Origin of the sequence: Pseudomonas sp. AN3A02, assembly GCF_011765255.1 — a bacterium.
Lineage (GTDB): Bacteria > Pseudomonadota > Gammaproteobacteria > Pseudomonadales > Pseudomonadaceae > Aquipseudomonas.
On record NZ_JAARNI010000015.1, the window covers coordinates 46,664 to 67,626 of the forward strand.

At 58.4% G+C, this 20,963-nt stretch carries 11 protein-coding genes and 1 pseudogene; 11 read left to right on the plus strand and 1 reads right to left on the minus strand.

Features of this window, described 5'->3' with window-relative positions:
- Positions 1–292 precede the first annotated feature (292 nt).
- The 7 genes and pseudogenes from HBJ59_RS29840 to HBJ59_RS29875 all read left to right on the plus strand — a co-directional run bounded on the left by HBJ59_RS29840 (position 293) and on the right by HBJ59_RS29875 (position 15,269).
- Complete coding sequence (locus tag HBJ59_RS29840) at positions 293–2,017, plus strand: ShlB/FhaC/HecB family hemolysin secretion/activation protein (protein WP_167665636.1); 1,725 nt, start codon at positions 293–295, stop codon at positions 2,015–2,017.
- A gap of 31 nt (positions 2,018–2,048) precedes the next feature.
- Positions 2,049–11,300, plus strand: coding sequence for a DUF637 domain-containing protein (locus HBJ59_RS29845; RefSeq protein ID WP_178124302.1), 9,252 nt, complete (start codon positions 2,049–2,051; stop codon positions 11,298–11,300).
- Complete coding sequence (locus HBJ59_RS29855; RefSeq protein ID WP_167665637.1) at positions 11,297–11,743, plus strand: hypothetical protein; 447 nt, start codon at positions 11,297–11,299, stop codon at positions 11,741–11,743. Before HBJ59_RS29845 ends, HBJ59_RS29855 begins: the two co-directional genes overlap by 4 nt.
- Before the next feature lie 504 nt (positions 11,744–12,247).
- Positions 12,248–13,632, plus strand: a pseudogene (locus HBJ59_RS31290) (cysteine peptidase family C39 domain-containing protein); the annotation flags it as partial.
- Entirely contained in the window at positions 13,629–13,985 is a 357-nt protein-coding gene (locus HBJ59_RS29865; RefSeq protein WP_167665638.1) for a hypothetical protein, read from the plus strand. The pseudogene HBJ59_RS31290 and the gene HBJ59_RS29865, both read left to right, overlap by 4 nt.
- A 214-nt stretch (positions 13,986–14,199) precedes the next feature.
- Complete coding sequence (locus tag HBJ59_RS29870) at positions 14,200–14,616, plus strand: hypothetical protein (RefSeq protein WP_167665639.1); 417 nt, start codon at positions 14,200–14,202, stop codon at positions 14,614–14,616.
- Positions 14,617–14,732: 116 nt separating this feature from the next.
- Positions 14,733–15,269, plus strand: coding sequence for a hypothetical protein (locus HBJ59_RS29875; RefSeq protein WP_167665640.1), 537 nt, complete (start codon positions 14,733–14,735; stop codon positions 15,267–15,269).
- Positions 15,270–15,415: 146 nt separating this feature from the next.
- Here the strand turns inward: HBJ59_RS29875 and HBJ59_RS29880 are convergent, their stop codons facing one another.
- Positions 15,416–15,670 (minus strand): hypothetical protein, encoded by a 255-nt coding sequence (locus HBJ59_RS29880; protein ID WP_167665641.1) that lies wholly within the window; start codon positions 15,668–15,670, stop codon positions 15,416–15,418.
- A gap of 390 nt (positions 15,671–16,060) precedes the next feature.
- On the opposite strand from HBJ59_RS29880, the gene HBJ59_RS29885 reads away from it, so the two are divergent.
- From HBJ59_RS29885 to HBJ59_RS29900, 4 genes are all read left to right on the plus strand, one after another.
- Positions 16,061–16,753 carry a hypothetical protein gene (locus HBJ59_RS29885; protein ID WP_167665642.1) on the plus strand — a complete coding sequence of 231 codons (693 nt, stop codon included), beginning with the start codon at positions 16,061–16,063 and terminating at the stop codon, positions 16,751–16,753.
- Between the two features lie 37 nt (positions 16,754–16,790).
- Entirely contained in the window at positions 16,791–17,237 is a 447-nt protein-coding gene (locus HBJ59_RS29890) for an SMI1/KNR4 family protein (RefSeq protein ID WP_167665643.1), read from the plus strand.
- A gap of 52 nt (positions 17,238–17,289) precedes the next feature.
- Positions 17,290–18,081 (plus strand): hypothetical protein, encoded by a 792-nt coding sequence (locus HBJ59_RS29895; RefSeq protein ID WP_167665644.1) that lies wholly within the window; start codon positions 17,290–17,292, stop codon positions 18,079–18,081.
- 291 nt (positions 18,082–18,372) lie between these two features.
- Entirely contained in the window at positions 18,373–20,961 is a 2,589-nt protein-coding gene (locus tag HBJ59_RS29900; protein WP_167665645.1) for an autotransporter outer membrane beta-barrel domain-containing protein, read from the plus strand.
- Positions 20,962–20,963: the final 2 nt, after the last annotated feature.

Below are 20,963 nucleotides of genomic sequence, written 5' to 3' on the forward strand. Positions count from 1 at the left end.
ACAAAGTAGCCGCGAACTTTTCCGGTTTTTTGGCTACTAACCAGTCGTGATACGGGATTGATGGCTAAGTAATGGCAATTGTAAGCCCCTTAGCCGAAGTTGTATCAATACTGTTACCGCTTGTCGGAATAAAAATTCCAATTGCAAGCGATTAAGCGTTGCATGATTTATTTATTGTTAATAATCAGCAACTTAAAGGTCTATTAAACATAACTTTCAACTAAGTCAGATTCTTGGCCGACCGGAAGTTCGATGTTAGTTTGCCGGCCCCCGCTTTCTCGACGGATCGAACATGTCTTTATTACTGCCACGGACTCGGCTGCTGCTGGGCGTTTGCCTGCTGACTTGCTTCGCACTCAATAGTGCGACGGCTGCGCCCACGCCTGGCGATCAGGACCTGATCCGTGATCGGCAAAACCGTCTGCTGGAAGACCAGCGCCGGCGCCTTGAAGACCTCAAGGAACTGCCCGGCAAAGAAGCCAAGCCCGAAGCGCCTGCCACCCCGGCCGACACCCGTTGCTTCCCGATCAAAGACATCGAACTCAAGGGCGCCGACAGCCTGCCTGCGTCGGACCGCGAGCGTCTGCTCAAGCCTTATATCGGCCAGTGCCTGGGCGTCTCTCAGCTCAATCAAGTGCTCAAGGCGATCACCGACTACTACATCGACAAAGGCATGGTCACCAGCCGTGCTTACTTGCCGCAGCAGGACCTGTCCACCGGCCACCTCCAGGTGTTGGTGGTGGAAGGCAAACTCGAAGGCTTGAAGGGCGCCGACGGCAGCAACCTGTCCCAACGCGAGCTGGCCATGGCCTTTCCCGGCAAGGTTGGCGAGCAGCTCAACCTGCGGGAAATCGAGCAGTTGGTGGACCAGTTGAACCGCTTGCCGTCCAAGCAGGCACAAATGGAACTGACCCCCGGCAGCCAGGTGGGCGGCAGTGAAGTGCAGGTCAAGAACGTCCCGCAAAAACCCTGGCGTGCCAGCCTGTCACGCAATAACGACGGGCAGAAAAGCACCGGCGAACAGCAGTGGGGCGCGGGTCTTGAGTGGGACAGCCCGCTGGGCCTGGCCGACCAGTTGGTGTTGCGCGGCGGCCACGATGCCGTCAGCGACCACCAGAAAACCTCGAAAAACACCATGCTCTACTACAACGTGCCGTGGGGCTGGTGGAACTTCAGCTACACCTACAGCGAGAGTGATTACCGCACCTTTGGCGTAACCAACGACTTTAAATTCAAGCAGAACGGCGACAACGAAAACCACCAACTGCGCGCCGAGCGCGTGATCCATCGTGACGACGTGAGCAAGACGTCGGTGAACGTCGGCCTGTCGCACCTGCGCACCAACAACTACATCCTCGACGTGCGCACCGAGCCCAGCAGCAACCGCCTCAGTGAACTGCAACTGGGCATCAACCACGGCCGCCGCATCGGCAATGCCTTCGTCAACCTCGACCTGGGCGTGCAAAACGGCATCGGCGCTTTCGATGCCCAGCGCAACGACCAACAGCGCGACCGCCTGGGCAACCTCACGCCAACTCCCGACTACCGCAAATACACCGCAACCGTCAGCTACCTGCAACCGTTCACGCTGTGGGGCGAGTCGTTCACGTTCACCAGCCTGGCTACCGGTCAGCGCAGTGAGGATGTGCTGTACAGCCCCCAGCGCATGAGCCTGGGTGGCTCGTCGTCGATCCGTGGGTTTAAGGACCAGCAACTGACCGGCGACAGCGGCGGCTATTGGCGCAATGACGTGCGCTGGTCCCGTCCGGTGACCTTGAGCTGGCTGCGCCCGGCCTTCGCCGAATACGGTGCCAGCGTCGGCTATGACCAGGGCGTTATCCGCAACGACCGCTACAACGACAACCTGCACGGCCGGGTCTCGAGCAACTCCCTGGAGCTGTTCGCCCGTGGCAAATACGTCAGCACCAGCGTGACCTTTGCCCATTCCCTGGAACGCCCGGCAGTGATGAGCGAGCGCGAAGCGCCGATCTACTTCCGCATGGATTTCTTCCTGTAATTCAACGCCCCGTTACATCGAGAATATGACAATGGATGTTCGCCACTTTGCCTTCCTGGCCCGCCAACCTTCTGCTGCGCTGAAGCCGCGAGACTCGTTCTTCGGCCTGCCCAAGCGCGGCCTGGTGCTGATCCTGGCCAACGCGCTGTTCTGGCAGCCGCTGCTGGCCCAGGCCGAAGGCATTGTGGTCAGTGCGCCGGGCACCACCGTCGGCCAGGCCGGCAATGGCGTACCGGTGGTGAACATCGCCACCCCCAATGGCAGTGGCTTGTCCCATAACCAATTCAAGGACTACAACGTCGGCCCCAACGGCGTGATCCTCAACAACGCCAACGGCCCCATGACGAACACCCAGCTGGGTGGCTACATCGTCGGCAACCCCAACCTTAAGGGCGGCGCGGCCAGCGTCATCCTCAACGAAGTCAACGGCGGTAGCCCCAGCCAACTGCGCGGCTACACCGAAGTGGCGGGCCAGTCGGCCAAGGTCATCGTCGCCAACCCGTACGGCGTCACGTGCAGCGGCTGCGGCTTTATCAACACCCCCAACGTGACCCTCACCACCGGCAAACCGGTGCTCGACGCCAGCGGCCAGTTGCAGCGCTACCAGGTTGACGGCGGCGCAGTGACCATCGACGGCGAAGGCTTGAATGCCAGCAATGTCGACCGCTTCGAGATCATCACCCGCTCGGCCAAGATCAATGCGCAGATCAACGCACGGGAATTGACCGTGATCGCCGGGCGCAACGATGTTGACGCCAAAAGCCTGAAAGCCACCGCGCGCGCCGATGACGGCAGCGCCAAGCCCGAACTGGCCATCGACTCCTCGGCGCTGGGCGGCATGTACGCCGGCGCGATCAAACTGGTGGGCACCGAGGCCGGCGTGGGCGTGAAGCTCGACGGTACCTTGGCCGCCAGTGGTGGGGATATCCAGTTGGATGCCAATGGGCGCCTGAGCATGGCGCAGACGGCGGCCACCGGTAATATCAAGGTCACCGCGCAGAACGTGAACCTGACCGACAAGGTCTACGCCACCGGCAATGTGCAGGTGAGCAGTGCCGAAGAACTGGTCAACCAAAAGAGCCTGGCCGCGGGTCAGCGCATCGAACTCAACGCGATCAAGGTCACCAACCCGGGCATCATCGAAGCGGGCGTGCAGGCTGATAACAGCCGCAATGCCACCGGCGACCTGGTGGTGAACGCGCAGACCGTGAACACCAGCGGTGACCTGCTGGCCAGCCGCGCGTTGGCGATCACCGCCGCGCAGGCGCTGACCAACCAGGGCAGCATCATCCAGGGCAAAACCGTCAGCGTCAGCACCGCCAAGCTCACCAACCAAGGCGCCACCGCCCGTGTGTACGGCGAGCAAAGCCTGGCGATCAGCGCACCGGCGATCGTCAACCTCGGCGGGTTGATTCGCTTCGGTGAAGGCCAGGCCGCTACCCTCGACAGCGCCTCTTTGGACAACCGCCAAGGCCGCATCGAAATGTCCGGCGGCAGCCTGGTGCTGACCAGCGCCGCACTCAACAACAGCGGCGGGCAAGTGATCGCCAACGCCCTGACCGTCAACGCCGGCAGCCTGAATAACCAGAACGGCAAGCTGATTGCCGGCGCCCTCACGGTGAACGCCAGCGACCTCGACAACAGCCTCAAGGGCCTGATCCAGGCCGACAACGGCGCACTGAACCTCACCGTTGCCAATGGGTTCAACAACAGCCAGGGTTTTGCCCAGGCCAGCACCGACCTGAACCTCAACGCCGGCAACCTCAGCAGCAACGCCAACGGCGTACTGAGCGCCAACACCGGCAAGTTGACCCTCGTCACCGCGCAACAGCTCAATAACGCCCAAGGCCGCTTGCAGGCCGGGCAGGGCGATGTCGAGTTGCACGCGGCGAACCTGGATAACCAGAGCGGCGTAATCGTCGGCAAACAACTGCTGCTCGACGTGACCGGCGGTGACATCGACAACCGCGCCGGGCGCGTGGTGGGCGACCAACTCGACGTGCGCGCCTCCGGCCTCGACAACCGCAACGCCGGCCTGCTGGCCGGTGGCGCGCCGGGCGTGAGCCTGCTGCTCAAAGGCCCGGGCCAATTGCTCAATGCCCAAGGCCGTATTCAAAGTGAAGGCCTGTTGCAGGTACAAGGCGAGCGGCTGGACAACAGCGCCGGCATCCTGATCGGCACCTCGGTTGACGTCACCGCGCAGACCCTCAACAACAGCAACAAAGGCTCGCTGGTCAGCAATGGCGGCGACGTGACCCTCAACGTCAGCGACCTGCTGACCAACGCTGGCGGTGTCATCGACGCTGGCGATCGAGCCGTGCTAGTCAAGGCGCTCACCACCCTCGACAACAGCGGGGGCACCCTGCGCGGCAAGCGCCTCGACATCGCCGCGCAGCACCTGAACAACGATGGCGGCCAGTTGCTGGCCGGTAACCAGGGCCTGAGCTACAGCGGCCAGGAAGCGACCAACCGCAAAGGCCTGATGCTCAGCGGCGGCGCACATACCCAACTGGATACCGGCAGCCTGGATAACACCGGCGGCACCGTGCAAGGCGACACCCTGACCGTCACCGCCGACAGCGTGAACAACGCCAGCAACGGCACGTTGGCCAGCCTGGTGGGCAACCTGCAACTGACCGTCGAAGCCCTCGCCAACCAAGGTGGCAAGCTGTTCGGTAAAGAACAGGTGACGATCACCGGCAACACCCTCAACAACAGCGCGGGCGGCCAGATCAGCGGCAACCAGCTCAACCTGACCTCACGCGACACGCTCACCAACCAAGGCGGCCTGATTGAAGCCAACCAGGGCCTGACCCTCAACGGTGGCAACCTCGACAACAGCGCACGCGGACAACTGCGTGCGCTGGCCGGTGCCAGCAGCAGCCTCAACCTCAGCGGCACCCTGAACAACCAGGACGGCACCCTCGAGTTCGGCAGCGCAGCCTTCAGCCTCGATGCCACGCACCTGAACAACCAGGGTGGCCAGTTGCAGCACGCGGGCAACGGCCTGTTCCGCATCAACACTGCCAGCCTCACCGGCAGCCAGGGCAACATCAATGGCATGGGCACCGCTGACTGGGCATTCGGCAGCATCGACGGCCTGGGCCGTCTGCAACTGAACGAAGTGCTCACGTACAAAAGCAGCCAGGGCCTGACCCTCAAGGCCGGCGACCGCATGGCCAGCAGCAAGGGCCTGATCCTCGACGTGGCCAGCCTCGACAACGGCGGCGAGCTGCTCAGCGACGGTGACATCAGCATCACCACCGGCGATATAACCAACAGTGGCCGCGTATCGGCCCTGCAAACCCTCACCGTCGCCGCGAACACTCTCAACCAGAACGGCGGCCGCCTGGCGGCAACCAATGCGCGCCTGACGCTCAGCGGCACCCTGGCCAACCTCGGTTTCCTCACCGCCCGCCAGCAACTGGATATCGCCGCCGCGCAAATCGACAACCGTGGCACCCTCGGTGCCCAGGGCGCGGTGAACCTCACTGCGGTCAACGGCATCACCAATGCGGCCGACACGCTGTTGTTCAGCGGCGGCGACCTTACCCTGCGCGGTAACAGCTTCAGCAACCTCTACGGTGATGTCTACACTAAGGGCAACCTGACCTTTGCCGCCGTCAATGGCGCACGCGCGGCAGGTTTCAGCAACCTTTCCGGTACTGTGGAAAGCGAAGGCAATATCGGCATCAACGCCGCCTTCGTGGAAAACGCCAAGGCTGAATTCGAGTTGGGCCAGACCGTCACCACCGGCAGCCTCAATTGGCAGTGCGGCCAGCACTGCGGCGGGCACGACTCGTTCAAGCGCGGTCAAATCACCATTAACCAGACCTTCCTTGAATCCGCGATCAAGGACTCGGCCTCTGCGCGCTTGGTGGCGGGCAAAGACCTGCTGATCCAGGGCGACAACGTCCAGAACCGCTACAGCCTGCTGGCGGCCAATGGCAACCTGAGCATCACCGCCAACGACCTGCTCAATCAGGGCGCGGGCACCCGCACCGGCCAAAACACCATCGTCGTGGGTACACCCAAAAGGATCGACATCGATTATTGGGACCAGATGGAGTTTCGTGACGTCCCAGCGTTCAATGCCGCCGTCGCCGCCGGCAACTTCGACCTGGCGCGGTTTGAAGCACTCAAGGCGCGGTCTTCCGATGACCGTTTTGCCGAGGTCAGTAATGTCACCACCTGGACCGACAACGGCGGCCCTGGCTACGCGGCCACGCTACAAGCCGGCGGTACGGTCAACCTCAACGTTGCTCGCACCCTGCAAAACGGCACCCTGCACGAAAACACCCTGGCGCAACTCACTGGCACCCTCGGCGAAGACCAGACCGGCATTCCCGTCGGCGGCATCAACATCAACCTGAGCCAACACGCCAACGACCCGAGCGCCCAGGCGCCCGGCAGCGTATTGCCTGTAGTGGGCGTGGCCCCCGGCGGCGGCTTCGTGCCCGTGGACTACACCGGCACCGCCTTCGCCCCGGTCGATCCCACCACTTCGCCCACCTTCCAACTGCCCAAGGGCGAGTACGGCCTGTTCGTCAAGAACGCCGACCCCACCAGCCACTACCTGATCGAAACCAACCCCGAGCTCACCACCGCATTGGGCTTCTTCAGCTCCGACTACATGCTCGGCAAACTCGGCTTCAACAGTGACAACGCCTGGCGCCGCCTCGGTGACGGCCAGTACGAAACCCGCCTGATTCGCGACGCCGTACTCGCACAAACCGGCCAACGTTTCCTCGCCGGTGGCCTGCTCAGCGACGCCGACCAGTTCCGCTACCTGATGGACAACGCCCTCGCCAGCAAAGACGCCCTGCGCCTGAGCGTCGGCGTGTCCCTCACCGGCCAGCAAGTCGGCGCCCTGACCCACGACATCGTGTGGATGGAAAACCGCGTGGTCGACGGCCAAACCGTCCTCGTGCCGGTGCTCTACCTGGCCCAGGCCGAATCGCGCAACGTACGCGGCAACAGCCTGATCCAGGGCCGTGACCTCAACCTCGTTACCGGCGGTGACCTGATCAACGTCGGCACCCTGCGCGCCAGCAACAACCTCAGCGCCGCGAGTGGCGGCAGCCTCTACAACGGCGGCCTGATCGAAGCCGGCAACAACCTGAGCCTGCTGGCCCAAGACAGCATCCGCAACGCCATGGGCGGCGAAATTCGAGGCAATCAAGTCAGCCTTACCGCCCTCAAAGGCGACATCACCAACGAAAACACCGCGATCCAGGTACGTGACGGCGCCGGCATGCGCACCCTTACCGATGCTGGCGCGAGCACCATCACCGCGCGTGGCAACCTCGCCATCGACGCCGGCCGCGACCTCACCAACCGTGGCGCACTCACCGCCGGCAACGACGCCACCCTGACCGCCGGCCGCGACCTCAACCTGATCGCCGCCAGCGATACCCGCGTGAAACACGAATCCAGTGACGGCGGGCATAAATCCACCATCACCACCGACGTCAAAAACCTCGCCGCCAGCGTCACGGCGGGCGGCAACGTCAACATGCAGGCCGGGCAAGACGTCAACATTATTGGCAGCACCGCTACTGCCGGTAAGGACCTGAATATTCAGGCTGGGCGCGATCTCAACGTGACCTCTGTCAGTGATGTGCACAACGTCGAGGGCAAAGAAAAAGACGGTAAAAAACGCATCAAGACGACCGATGAGCAAACCACGCAGCTGGCCAGTGTGCTGACGGCGGGCGCGGACTTTAAGAGCCTGGCCGGGCGCGACACCACGATTGTGGCGAGCAAGATCAGTGCGGGGAATGAGGCTTATCTGTATAGCGGGGATAAGTTGAATTTGCTGGCGGCGCAGAACAGTACGCATACGTTGTATGACATGAAGGAGAACGGTGGCTGGGGCGCGAAAAAAGCCAAGCGCGACGAAGTCACCCAAACCACCAACGTCGGCACTGAGATCAAGACCGCAGGTAACCTGACCCTGGTCAGCAACGGCGACCAGCTATACCAGGTCGCAAAGCTCAACAGCGGCAACGACCTGATCCTGAAAAGCGGCGGCGCCGTGACGTTTGAAGGCGTGAAGGACTATCACGACGAGAGCCATACCAAGAGCAAGAGCAACATGGCTTGGTTCTCGATGAAGGGCAAAGGCAAAACCGATGAAACCCTGCGCCAGAGCGAACTGGTTGCAAAGGGGCAAACCGTCATCCAAGCCGTGAACGGCCTGAAAATCGATGTCAAGCAGGTCGACCAGCAAACCGTCAGCCAGACCATCGACACCATGGTCAAGGCTGACCCGCAATTGGCCTGGCTCAAGGAAGCCGAGAAGCGCGGCGATGTGGATTGGCGGCAGGTAAAAGAGCTGCATGACTCCTTCAAGTACAGCAACTCTGGCATGGGGCAGGGTGTCATGCTGGCGGTCATTATTATCGTGACCGTGCTGACGGCAGGCGGTGCGAGTGCGATGGCTGGCTGGGCCGCAGGCGCGACAGCGGGCTCAGGGACAGCCATGGCCGCCGGCACAGCTGCGGTTGCGGCAACTAGTACGTCGGCGGCAGTTGCCGCCACCAGTGCCGGGCTAGGCAACATGATGGCCACCGCCGCACTGACCTCGCTGGCCAGCACCGGTGCTGTGAGCACGATCAACAACAAAGGCAACATCGGCGTTGCGCTCAAGGACACCTTCAGCAGCAGTAGCCTGAAAAACGCCGCCATCGCGGGGCTGGCAACCGGGGCGTTGAACTACGCAGACAGTAATTGGTTCAAGGGCGCGAGCCCGGCCGACGGTGCGGGCGCGAAAGTCACTACGGCGGGGCCGGTACAAAACCCAGGCTATTCCAGTGACTGGCTCAGTTGGCAAAAAGCACAGGATGCGGTGCTGCGCGGCGGCACCCATGCCGTCATCGAAAGTGGCATCTCAACCGCCATCAACGGCGGCAGCTTGCAAGACAACCTCGGTTCGGCCTTGGTCTCGCAAGGTTTCGACCTTGCCGCAGCGGCGGGCAATAAGGGCCTTGGCGACCTCGCGAACGAACTGGACCTGAGCCCCGGCTCGACGCAGAAGGTCTTGATGCATGCCCTCCTCGGTGGCGCGCTTTCAGCGGCCCGAGGTGGCGACTTCAAGACCGGCGCCATTGCCGCCGGTGCGGCAGAGGGCTTGACGGCGATTGCGAACGAGAACCTCGGTAAGTACCTGGATGAGCGTTTCGCTACCGATGATCAATTCAAAGTTGCCACCGCGCAGCTCATCGGTATTGCCGCCGGCTCGCTGGTTAACGGCAACCCGAATGACGCCGCGTGGGTGGCGGGCAATGTTGAGCGGTACAACGAGCAGTTGCACCCAAGAGCGCCTGAGCTGATTGAAAAGCAAGCGCCTGCGCTGGCAGCGGAAAAAGGCATCAGTGTCGAAGAAGCCACGCGACTGATGGGCGTTGCCCTGGCGTACAACACCGATGAAAGTTGGAGCAAGTCGATCTCGCAAAAAGACGTAGACGCTATCGACACGGCTACTTTGCAGCATCTGGGTGTTGCGCTTGCACCTATTGCAGATCAATACGCCCGAACCGACGCTTCTGCAGACGGCAGTACGCGGGGGTACTCAGGTAATGAAACAGCGGCCTTGATTCTTGATTTCCGCACGACTCGGCCGACTGCTTACAAAGACAGCACTATAAACATCGACTACCTGGGTGATCCGAAAGGGCGCAACACCCAAGGGTTGGTGGATTTTTACGAGACTAACCTGGATTACAGCGGCAAACCGACTGACTATGGCGACGTTGCCAAAGGCCTGGCAGTAGGGGCTGGCCGCAGTCTATGGGGGTCAGTGCAAGGTCTTGCCAAGACTGCCGGTGGGCTTTTAGGTAATAGCAGCCCACTGGAAATGACCGACGGCCTGCTGGGGCCGATTGCCGACCCGACGGTGGACCGCGGCGGTCAAATGATCACTAGGCAGACGGGCAGGGAATTTGTCTCGCGCTTGCAAGGCAACAGCTATGAGTCAGCGGCGCAAGTCACTGAGTTAATGACTGATGGTTTGACCATGATCGCGCCTTCCGGCCGATTTGGGCAGGTTTCCAAGGTTGGCGAGGCTTCAAGCGTCGTCAGGGCCGACGGCGCACTTGTGGCCCGTAGCGACGTCGGTTTGACCAACGTGGGCCGCCAGGAAACGCTTAGCAGCAGCGGCATCGCACGCGTTGCGGATGACATTCCCAACTATGGCCTGAACCCCAACAGCCTTGACTCAGCCGTGCGCTTCGAGCGCACAGGCGCCAATGCGACAGCCCCGACCACCTCGATTGGGAAATACGAGCAAACCGCCTACACCGGTGATGTGGGCAGCTTCGCCAGGGCCGATGACTTGTTCGCGACCCGACGCGATGACGTCGTTCTCTCGAAATACAAAGAGCCCTGCTGCTTCGCGGCCGGCACCAAAGTCTCGACCCCCAACGGCGACCGCACCATCGAGTCGCTCAAAGTCGGCGACGTGGTCTGGAGCAAACCCGAAAAAGGCGGCAAACCCTTCGCCGCTAAAATTCTGGCCACCCATCAGCGCTCCGACCAACCGATTTACCGCCTCAAGCTGAAAAGCGTTCGCGTAGACGGCAAAGCGGAAGGCGAAACCCTGCTGGTCACCCCTGGCCACCCGTTCTACGTACCGGCCAAGCGCGACTTTATCTCTGTTATCGATCTGAAGCCGGGGGACCTGCTGCAATCCCTGGCAGACGGCGACACGGATAACACGTCGTCTGAAGTTGAGTCGCTGGAGCTTTACCTGCCAGTGGGTGAGACGTACAACCTGACGGTTGATGTGGGGCATACGTTCTACGTTGGAGATCTGAAGACGTGGGTGCACAATACGGGGCCGTGTGCGCTGCCGGAGGGGTATTTTGGTGCAAAAGGCGCAGGTACATCCTTAGAGCGAGGTCTTGCCTATGACAACCCATCAAACCTTGTCCAAAATCGTGTAAGTGAAATTCAGTCACAAATACCTGCGAACTCTCAAGGCCGAATAACTATGGGGGTTGCGGTAGTAGAGGATGCGAATGGTGTTCGCTCTGTTCTGGTCAGTACAAGTGAACCTCGTGGCTATCTTCGCCCTGGAGTGAGTTTGCAAGAAGGCGAGAAAGTAGTTGTTGGAACTGGCCACGCAGAAGCGGATATTGTCAGCTATGCCAACGCTAACGGATTGAAAGTTGTTGATGTCGGTGCGACACGCCCTGTCTGTGCATCATGTCAGAACGTAATTGAGCCGACAGGGGCCAATGTGTCAACACCATTAAAACCACTGCCAAAGGCTAAACAATGATTATGCGTTTAGAAATGGTTGAGAAAGGCCTTGTAGAAAAGCTTAAGTTAGTCAGTCAAGAGCAGCGAAGAAGTGCTGTAAAAGTGGCTTGTGAACTTGCTTTTCAGGCCTGCCCAGTAGAGGTGCCTATTGTTGTCGAATCTCTTAGGCAGCTACGATCTGGTAATAAACTCACGACTGATCAGGTTTCTGGGCTAGATGCTTTAGCTGCACAGTTAGATGAGAAGTATTTTGACTTGCAAGGCAGCCTGGATGAAGAGCAAAACTTAAATGAAGAAGGACTTCAGTTGTTTAGCCAGGCCCGCGTTGTATCGGCGCTGTCCTTAGCTGGTGGAGAGGATTCGCTTATGACAGCGACCGAAGCAATATATGAGGCATCATCAGCCGTTGATGATGGAGCTTATATTTTTAAAGCAGTACTTTCGGTTTTGCCAGAGTCTTAATCAGCAGGTATTTTGCTTTGTCTGTGATCCGGCGCACTCTTGCGCCGGTATTTTCAGTTGCTGCTGCACCCTGATTGCGCCCTCTCTGCACTCAAGTTGCACCCGTTCTGTAGTCTTTCTGCACCCCAGTCTGACGACCTTCGGTCTACCTAACCAATACGCCCTTTTTCAGCATGATTTTTCGCTCCTTAGCAGGAGCAAAATCTCAATACACAAGCCAGTGCCATTTAGTGCAAATCAATGCAGACTCCCTCGGACATGGAACCAGCACGCTTTTGGAGAGGCACGTTACCGACTGTTTACAAATGAGCTGCGCCATTCGTAACCAATAACCGTAAAGGCGTAAAGGGGACTAGGCGTAAAGGGGACGGATTTATTTAAGTATTAAATTCAAAAAATTCCAGATGAGTCGATTAAAAAAAATAGGGGGCAGACCACGTTTTAAGGCTGGCAGAGTTGCTCTTTAAAAACATAGAAGAATAGTGGTCTGACGCCTATTTCCTCGCGTTAATGGTCGGCCTGCTGGCGAAGCGACTAGCAACGACTTCAAAACCGGTGCTGCGGCTGCCGGACTGAATGAGGCACTGATCAACCAGCTGGCTTGGGCAGCACGCGGTAATGACGACATCACGTTGATGCTGTCGCAGCTGACGGGCTTGTTAGCAGCTGCAGCCGTTGATGGTGATCTTGAAAAGGGCTCGGAGATCGCCCAAAAAGCCTCGACGTACAACTGGCTGACTCACCGTGAAATTGAGGATGCGGATAAGGCGAGAGCTGGGTGTAGTGCGCTCGGAGCGGGAGCGGGTGCGTGCGAGAAGAAAATCATCAGGGATATGGAAGAGCTCGATAAGTCCAGAAACCTTGGAATGTTTGATCTTGAGCGCTCATTGCAGCTATCAGTTTTGCGAGACGGAATTACGCAAGGTGAGTACCGTGAAGCACTGCTCGACGGCTTCAATGGCCTTGATCCGAGGGACCTGGCCTTCACGGGCTACGAGCCCGCCAATGAACTGGGTTACCGAGCTGAGGCTTTAGGTAGTCATGTTGTGGACCTTGCCGCCGATTTTCCTGGGCGATTCAAGGCGGGGCTTGAAGGTCTTATAAATAATTACGACCAAATTCCCGCAGGCATCGCACAGGCGGCCAGGGATGGCGTCGATTGGTGGACGGGCCCGATTCCAGAACAAGCCATCGCCCGGGCTGAGGACAAACTGGTCTTCTCCACACCCGAGCAATTGGGCGACAGATTGTTCGATATGACATTGGGCACTGCGGCGGGTGCTGCCGGCGGACTGGTTGGTGGGAAGGCGATTGAGTGGTTTGCGGGGCGTTGGGCTACCCTGGTGGGGGCGGAAGGTGTTGGTGCAAAAGGAACGACAACTGCTGGGGAGCTTGCTGGCGCACCTCCCAAAAATCCATTGCTTGATGATTCGATTCTGAGAGATGGTGATCGTCTGGTCGTGAACCAAGGGCCCGTGCCTACCTGCGGACACAACTCTTGCGGTATGGCTCTGGATACGTTGGGCAAGAAGGTTGATATAGGATCTCTTATCCAAAGGATTGCGCCTTCTGAGGGTGGGATTTACGCTCGAGATGTTGCAAGCCTGATGACTTCTGAAGGTGTTCCTGCAAGTGCCTTTGGGAGCAGAAATGTTGCTGATTTGGCTAGATACACCGGTGATGGAACTCCGGTGGTTGTCCGCATTGTTGACAACACGAAAGGTACTGACTTTTCCCATTTTGTTGTGGTGGATGGGGTTACAACTAGAAATGGAATCTCCGTTGTAGCTATTCGCGATCCGCATGGGGCCCAATATTTTAGTCCCGTCAGTACCTTTCAAAGAAATTTTTCAGGTGAGGTTGTTGTTCCTCGGAGTGCACTTAAGTGATATTAAATATTGATTTCCCTAAAAACATGATCACGGATGAATTACTCAGGCAGGAACGAATTCCCTGCTTTTGCAAAGTTTCAAAAGAGTTTGAAATTTCATTTTCGGATACTGTCCCTGAGTCATCGGGGGTGGTATCAGGCTGGGATCGTAGAGAACTGGAGTTAAGAGCCGTTGCAGGGGCGGGCGGTCGATATACGCATTTCGCTAATGGTTTGATTACGTTGCAGGAAGTTGATGAAGGCGTTTACAAGATCCTTGATCTTGAGATGTTTTATAGAAGTTACGGCTGGTGCGCTGTCTTACGGGGTGGGGTGTATGCGCCTCCCGGAGATTTTTGGGATGAAGAGTAAGACGTAAAGAGACGTAAAGGGGGCGGATTTATTTAAATATTAAATTTTAAAAAAAACTCCAATTTGGTCGATTAAATAAATCCGTCCCCTTTGACCCAGTTGAAATCTTTAACAGTTAACGCGGTCGACGATATAACAGGATTGTCGAAAAGATACTATTAGGAGCCGGGCATGAAATCTATCAAGGAGAAAAAAATGATGTTGATAGGAGGATATGTCTTGGACCCTGACCAAGGAAGACTACAGATACCTATCATCCATCATCCATCATCCATCATCCATCATCCATCAGCCGACAGCTGAAGCGGTAGAAGCAATTGTCCGACAATATGCTTCTCGTGTCGGCGTTATTAGCTTAGTAATCGATCCCGAACCTGAATACGGTCCATATAAATTAGATCTGTACACGGATTCTGGAAACTTTTTCCTCATGTTGGCCAAATATCTTGAAGATGGTGAGCATGATGTAAAAACTATCAGTAATCAGCGTGCAGGAGCAGAAATGATAGAAATTTTAGGCGACCGATATCCTGCGCGGTCAATGACGAAAGATATAAATTTTATCTGCTCGTGCTTCAAAGAGTTTTTGCGCGGTGGTAACGTTAGTGAGTCAAAGTTAGTAATTTCGTAATCACAGAAAATAGGGGGCAGGCCACGATTAGTGTGAAAGCGAATATTGGTGGTCTGCCCCTATCACCCCTCAATAAATTACCTATAACCGCTTGAAATGTGAGCCTAGGAGTTATTTTGAAGACCCTTTTGCTGACCCTCTTTTCTGTTCTATTCCTGAGCGGCTGCAGTTCTACTAGCAATGAAAAGTCTTTTCCCTACGATCAGGCAACCACCGCCCGCATCCGTCTTTTTGGAAATAACGGTTTGCCGGTTGCCATCAATCCAGGACAAGACTGCGCTTCGAGTAAAGAACCTCTTTATGCCTACGGTTATACCGTTGCGGATAAGGTCAATTCCACCTTGGGGCAACACACCAAACGAAGTGTCGGAATGCCTGCTTCCTGGAGAAGTGATCACCTGAGCTACGGCGAGTCTTACGCGGAGTTTGTTATACCCGCGGGTCTACCGTCTGTAGTCGTGATGAAAATGCTTACCGGCGAGGCGTTTTGTGTACCGGATCCCCGCGTGTTTGTTCCTGAGGCGGGTAAAGACTATGAGGCATACCTTCAGAGGCAGGGCGGGCAATGCGGTGGGGTAATTCGGCTGCTCTCCGACGTAGAGGCGCCTGGCGCTGTCGCAGAAGTGCCGTCGAGTAGATGCGCAAAAAATTAGGTGTGTTCATCGGTTTGAGTCGGCAGCTATTCACGCTTGGCGTGCAGCGCAATAGCCGGGGTACAGAGAGGCGGACCACAGGTGTGATCTGCCCCTGTCACGGCCTCACCGCCTAACAAGGCAACTCGTCAGCCGCCCTGTTGCGGTCAGTTGACGCTGTTAAGCCGGCGACCGATGACATCCAGCAAATCACACCCATCGCGCAGCGGAATAGCCAGCAATTGGGCGAAGTCTTGAAGCACCACAGCATCGCTGCTGAGCTGTTCGCGGAAGGCCAGGTTTTCCAGCAGTTGGGTGACGGCGCGAATCCGGTACACGGCGGCGTCGTGGAGGACGTCGAGGGGCGCATGGGTGTCGATAAGCAGGGCGGGGACGGTGCAGTCGTGGCCCGTTAGGGGCATGTATCGATTCATTGTCAGTACTCTGTTGGTGGATTAAGCCACCACTCATTCGTCGCCAAACGAATGGGTGGCAGCTGTACGCAGGTTGGCGAACCGGCAACAGAGTAAACCGGCAGACCCGAAGGTCTCCCGCGCACAGCCGCCATATCATGCACAGCTTTGCGGGTGCAAAAACACCTGCATAGAAGCGGGATGCTTTTGCGCTCTGTTGTCAGGTCGCCAAACCTGAATCGCCATATGGGCGACGGCCCGGACTATAAGCCCGCACCCAAACCCACGCAAGGCAGCAAAGTACTGGCCCACTCCCAATGCCTCATGTCTTCACCCCCATTGCCGACACACTGGCGATGATTAAACGCATCCACCCACCACCAACATTAAAGGACTGATGTGAAAAACCTTCTCCTGATTCTCCTCTCCACCCTCATCCTCGGCGGCTGCGTCAGCCAGCCCCTCACGCCCGAGCATCGTGCGCAGGTCAAGACGGTCAAAGTGCTGCCCGTAAAATGGGAAAAGAACATGGTCTACATGGGCCGTGAACAAGCCTGGGGTGCGGCCCTGGGTGCCGGGCTCGGCGCGGGCGTTGGCATGGCCAGCGGTGCGTCCAAGCTGGGCACGTCGGCCTTGAGCGGCGCGGGGTTTGCCGCCGGTATGAAGGCGGGGCAACTGGCCGAGATGTCGACGCCGGCGGCGATCCTCACGGTGATGGATGCCGAAAATATCGACTTGGGCGTGTTGCTCAAGCAGGCCTTTATCGATGCCTTGGGTAAGACGTCATCGCTCAAGGTGGTGGGTGACGACGAGCCGGCCGATGCGCAGATTCAACTGACGGTGGGCGAGTGGGGTTTTCGCCTGACCCAGGGTTTCAGCAGCGTGGTCTACCCAACGCTAACCGTGGTGGCGCGCATGGACCGTGGCGACGAGATGCTCTGGCGCACGGTGGAGACGGTCACGCCGTTCAATGGTCAGAATGTCTACGGCTACACACCGCTCACTTATCGCACTGATCCTGAGGCATTGCGCCGTGCGTTGACGGGTATCACGCAGATCTCCGGTGGATATCTGGTGAAAGAGCTCAAGTAACTCCGCGAGCAGATCAGGAAATACCAGGAGAGTGACAATGGAAAACACACTTGAAATACGACAGTTGGTCAGCGAGATAACCTCGGCTGTGGGCTATGAAGGGGACTTTGGCGACCGTATAGATAACGTCGACTTGATACTGAGCGAGGTGGATGCCGCGAGTCGCAATGGTGTTCCTGCTGACTATCTGGAGTTCCTTGCCACCTTAGGGTTTGGTGAGCTGGACTGTGCGCTCTATGTGAGTGATGGGCCGGTAAGGTATACCGCTCTAGCCGATGCAGACGCGGGCATCTATGCCGGGCTGTATGTCTTCGCGGGGGACTCCTGCGAGGTTTCATACGCTTTTGATACTCGGAGCAATTGGGCGATCGTTGAGCTGGACGCTGAAATCGATGAGGTTGAAGTCGTGTCTGAAGACTTTTCGAGCTTCATTTTAAATAAGCTGGCTTATGTAAAAGATTTGATCGAAAGGAGGCAGGTATGAAGCGCTATAACCTCGTGCGTGATGTGCCCAATCTGTTTGTTCGGTTAGCGCCTTGAGCCTGCCGGATACGCTGCTGGCCTGCGCGCAAGGCGCCATCAGGGTGCCTATCTGCACGCTGGAAGCTCCCGCGGGCTGGTACGGCCACCCACCTGCGCTTACGCCCATCTGGAGCGACGGCTCCGGCCCCACTTACATCGGTTACTGGAAACACTGGTTTGTGGACCGCGAGCCCTGCTTTGTGGAGATGTATGTCGAAGCCGACGGCATGACCTATGAAATCGCCAGGACTCCCGCACAGTTGTTCGCCGTGATCGCGATGATGTCGATGAGCCTGGACGATGGCATCACACCGGAGCTTGAGGCGTTCGCTGACGCGGTAGGGCTTGATTGCCTGGCTGAGTTAGATGCGTTGTCGTTGAAAACCGGTGACGACCCGAAGGGGTTTGCGCAGGCCGAATTGTTTAAAACGCTGACCCCACTTCACAGCATGCCCGACAGTGTTACACCGTACTCCGGGGACTTCCCTGACCCGTCGAATGCCTCACGAGCCTGGTGGAAGTGCAGTTGCTCCTTCGAAATCGTGGACCGGGACATGCCCACTCCACCCAGTGTGAGACTGCCCGCCTGGTTTGATCCGCTACGGGATAAAAGGACCTTGTTCGATGAGTTCATCGCCGCCGGGCGCCTTGATTGCGCCTGGCTGACGTTGAACTCCGCGGGTTGGTCGATTGCCGATGCCAGACGCGCAATTGTCCAGTTGCAGGTAAAGGCTTGTGATGAGGCTTTTGATCAGGTGGTCGCCGCGTGGCTTGCGGTGGCTGATGTCGACGCGGGTGGTTATTGACCGAACCCGCAGGGCATCTTGAACATTTTGTATATCCCATTGTCTTTACCCCGCCCACCCGCAACCGGTCGGGCTGCATGGACTGCAGCGTTTTCAAATGACATTAAGGATTAATGTGAACCTCGCCCCCAAAACCTCTTCTCTGTCATCGCCGGCTGCGGTGCATATTTGCGCGCCTGCGTTTCAGAAAGGCACCCCGGGGGAATGCAGCGGATCAATTGATCCCTCTCTCAGTACACCTACTGCCGCCGGGCCTATTGGCGGCTTTTAATGTAGTTCATGGAGTTTGAAATGAAGCGTAAGCAGTTCCAGAAAAGCCTGTTGGCACTCATGGTCGGCGCAATCAGTACGCAAGCGCTGGCGGTGGAATTCGACCTGGGGCAGGGCAAGAACATTTGGGTCGGCGAGACCTTTAATGAGTCATTGATTATCAACGGGACGTTCTCCGAAGTAGTGGTGCCGACCACTACCAACCCTGCCGGACTGGGTGTGGCCAACACCACTATCCAGGGTTCGTTGATCAACCGTGCCGACATCACTCTGGATTCCCAAGGCGCCGCCATCCGTGCGATTGCCCTGGACCCGCTGTTCTGGTCGGGCCCGCAAAACCTGAGCCCGGGAACTGTCACCGGGGACGTGGTCCAGGCGGGCAACATTCTTATGAAAAATGGGGGTTACGAGGGCCTTGAGATCGGCGCGACGACCATCGGTGGAAGTGTCATCAACTCCGGCACCATCCGTTCCACGCTGCCCCTGACCCCGCCGGCTTCACCCTCCTACGTGGATGGCGGTGAAGGCATTTACCTGCATGGCACCACCATCGCCGGCGACGTTTCCAACACCGGCGTAATCGACTTGAACGGTGATTACTCAATCGGCCTGATCCTCGACCGTCAGAACAATCTGGGCACCACCGTCGGTGGCAAAATCCTCAACGCCGGCACGCTCAAGGCAACAGGCGAGGGCGCCTGGGGTATCGAGGTGGAAACTGACACCAATCCTCTGCGCATTGAAAACAGCGGTCTGCTTTCCGCCAACGGCAATGACGCCAAGACGGTGATGTTTCTAAACGGCACGGTCGACTACATCCTCAACACCGGCACCCTTGAGGCCACGGGCACCAACGCCAATGCCTTCGAGTTTGCCGGGGCAACCTTTGCCCAGAACAGCGCAACCGGTGCGCGTGGCATCGTTAACCGCGGCACGATCAGCGCCGATGGCACAGCCATTCACGTGGACGCTGCCGATCAGACTTCGGCGTTTGAGATCAACCAGCAAGCCGGCGAGATCCGCAGTAACTCCGGCACCGCCATCGACGCCGCCAACCTCGCCACGCTGAACTGGACCGGCGGCAAAATTACCGGCGACCTGCTCAACTTGAGCGCGGTGAATGTCGCAGGCCAAGCCGATTTCACCGGCAGCCGCATCATCGCCCCGGTCTCGATCAACTCCGGCTCGCTGAACCTTTCCGCCCCGGGCACCACGATCACCGGCGACCTTAACGTTGCCAACGGCGCGGGCATCGATATGCATCTGTCCGACAGCGTCGTGCCGACCACGCCGTACCTGAACGTGAATGGCAACGCCACGTTCGCCCAGGCCTCGAAGCTGACGGTGAGCGCGCAGCCAGGCGACTTCGCACGCACCAACAACGGCACCCAATACACCTTGGTGCAAGCCAACAGCGTGCAGAACAACGGCCTGTCGGTCGCCAGTTCGTCGTCGTTGCTCGACGTGCTCAGCTACTCGGCCGACGCGCAAACCGTCAAGGCGGTGGTGGCGGTCAAGGACAACCAGCAAGTGCAGCAAGAGCTGGCCGGCGTGGGCGCCAGTGCCGCAGCGGCCACGGCGGTCAATACCTTCAAAAATGACGTGCTCGGCAGCCTCAACCAGAACGATCAAGTGTTCCAGGCCCTGGCCAACGCCGGTACTGCGCAGCAACTGGCGCAAGTCAGCGAACAGCTCAAACCAGACGTCAACCGCGGCGCCCTGGACGTGGCGTTGTCGGGCCAAACCGTGATCAACGGTGCGATCTTCAACCGCCTCACCGACCAGCGCGAAAGCCATCAAACCGGCGGCGTGTGGGTGCAGGGCCTGAGCAGCAACATGGACCAGGACGGGCGTGGCGGCAATAACGGCTACTCGGCCAACAGCAGCGGCATGGCCGTGGGTGTGGACGGGCGCTTGAACGACACCACCACGTTGGGCGTGGCGTACAGCTACCTTAACTCCAACATCCATTCCGACCTCGGCAACAAGACCGAAGTGGAGGGCCATGCGCTGTCGCTGTACGGCAACTGGTCGCTGCAAAACTGGTTTGTCGACGGCAGCCTCAGCTATGGCCATAACGACAACGACAGCAAACGCCATATCGCCGGCACCACAGCCAAGGGCAGTTACGACAGCAATGTGCTGTCTGCCAGTGTGATCGGCGGCTACAGCTTCAAGCCGTCGCAGGCCGTGGTGATCGAGCCGCGCGTGGCAGCGCGTTACGCCAACGTGCGCATGGACGGTTTCGACGAGAAGGGTTCTTCGGCCGCGCTGAGCACCCAGTCGCAACGCTATGAAGTGGGCGAGCTGGGCGCTGGTGTGCGTTTGGCGGGCAACTTGCCAATGGGCGCCGGTAGCCTGCAGCCGGAAGCAACCTTGATGGCGTATCACGACCTGATGGGTGATCGCGTCGCACAAACCTCCAGCTATGTGCTTGGCGGTTCTGCGTTCACCGTTACCGGCGCTTCGGTGGCGCGTGACAGCTATGAAGCCAGTGTTGGCGTGAACTACCAGGTGTCGGACTTTACCGTGGGGGCCAGCTACACCCGCCAGGCCCGCAGTGGGTTTGACGCGGATGGGGTGATGCTCAAGGCGCGTTACGCGTTTTAAGT